Consider the following 1,370-nt stretch of genomic DNA (forward strand, 5'->3'; position numbering starts at 1 on the left):
GGGTCTGTCCAGTTAACGGCTGATCTTGGTTGTTGAACTCGTTCAGTGGTTGGTGGGGGTCAGGCGGCCTTCGAAGGCGATCTGGAAGGCGTTCAGCGGCGCCTTCCAGCGCATGGTCCACCGCTTTCGGCCTGTGCCGTTCGGATCCAGGCTCATCAACGCCATGTAGACGCACTTCAGCGCGGCGGTCTCGTTGGGGAAGTGCCCGCGGGCGCGGACAGCTTTGCGGATGCGGGCGTTGACCGACTCGATCGCATTCGTCGAGCAGATCACCTTGCGGATCTCGACATCGAAGGCCAGGAACGGAACGAACTCCGCCCAGGCGTCGGACCAGAGCTTCACGATCGCGGGATACTTGCCGCCCCAATCCTCGGTGAACTCGAGGAACCGTTCACTGGCCGCGTCCTCGGTCGCCGCGGTGTAGACCGGTTTCAACGCCTTGGCGATCTTGTCCCAGTCCTGACGGGCCGCGTAGCGGAAACTGTTGCGCAGCAGATGAATTACGCATGTCTGGACGATCGTGGCAGGCCAGACCGTCTCCACCGCCTCCGGCAGCCCTTTGAGCCCGTCGCAGACCAGCATCAACACGTCATCGACGCCGCGGTTCTTCAGTTCGGTGAACACATGCAGCCAGTACTTGGCGCCCTCACCACCGTCACCGGCCCAGATCCCGAGGATGTCGCGGTGGCCTTCGACGGTGACCGCCATGACGACGTAGATCGGCCGGTTCGCGACCTGACCGTCGCGGATCTTCACGTTGATGGCGTCGACGAACAAGACCGGATAGACGCGGTCCAGGGGCCGGTTCTGCCATTCGGCCATCCCGTCGATCACCTTGTCGGTGATGGTCGAGATCGTCTGCCGCGACACCTCGGCGCCATAGACCTCGGCCAGATGCGCGCTGATCTCGCCGTGGGTCAGACCCCTGGCCGACAACGACAGCACCATCTCATCCACACCGGTCAGCCTGCGCTGACGTTTGCGCACGATCTGCGGCTCGAACGTGCCAGCGGTGTCCCGGGGCACCTTCACCTCGATAGGCCCGACATCGGTGATCACCGTCTTCGAGCGGGTCCCGTTGCGGCTGTTGCCGCTGTTGCGGCCGGCCTGGTCGTGCTTGTCGTAGCCGAGGTGGTCGGTGACCTCACCCTCGAGCGCGGATTCCAGCACCCGCTTGGTCAGCTGCTGCAGCAACCCGCCCTCACCGGTCAGCTGCAGCCCCTCGCTGCGGGCCCGGTCGACCAGCATCGCGATCAACTGCTCGTCCGACACCTCCGGGGACTCCCCGGCCTCCGCGCGCACCTCGGTCGTATCAGTCACTTGGCTTCTCTCCCTTGACTATTGAGATCCGCCGTTAATTGGACACTCCC

At 64.2% G+C, this 1,370-nt stretch carries 1 protein-coding gene; it reads right to left on the bottom strand.

Translation table 11 applies throughout. From position 1 onward, the window contains the following. Positions 1 to 42 precede the first annotated feature (42 nt). Positions 43 to 1,248: an IS256 family transposase gene (locus ABZS43_RS36585; protein ID WP_355040590.1), complete on the bottom strand. Its 1,206-nt coding sequence runs from the start codon at positions 1,246 to 1,248 to the stop codon at positions 43 to 45. Between the last annotated feature and the right edge of the window lie 122 nt (positions 1,249 to 1,370).

The sequence above is a fragment of the Nocardia sp. NPDC005366 genome, assembly GCF_040606855.1.
Classification (GTDB): domain Bacteria; phylum Actinomycetota; class Actinomycetes; order Mycobacteriales; family Mycobacteriaceae; genus Nocardia.

Bases quoted from the DNA above. Each gene is read 5' to 3' on its own strand.
- ABZS43_RS36585 (WP_355040590.1), bottom strand. From the start codon at position 1,248: ATGCTGGTCGACCGGGCCCGCAGCGAGGGGCTGCAGCTGACCGGTGAG.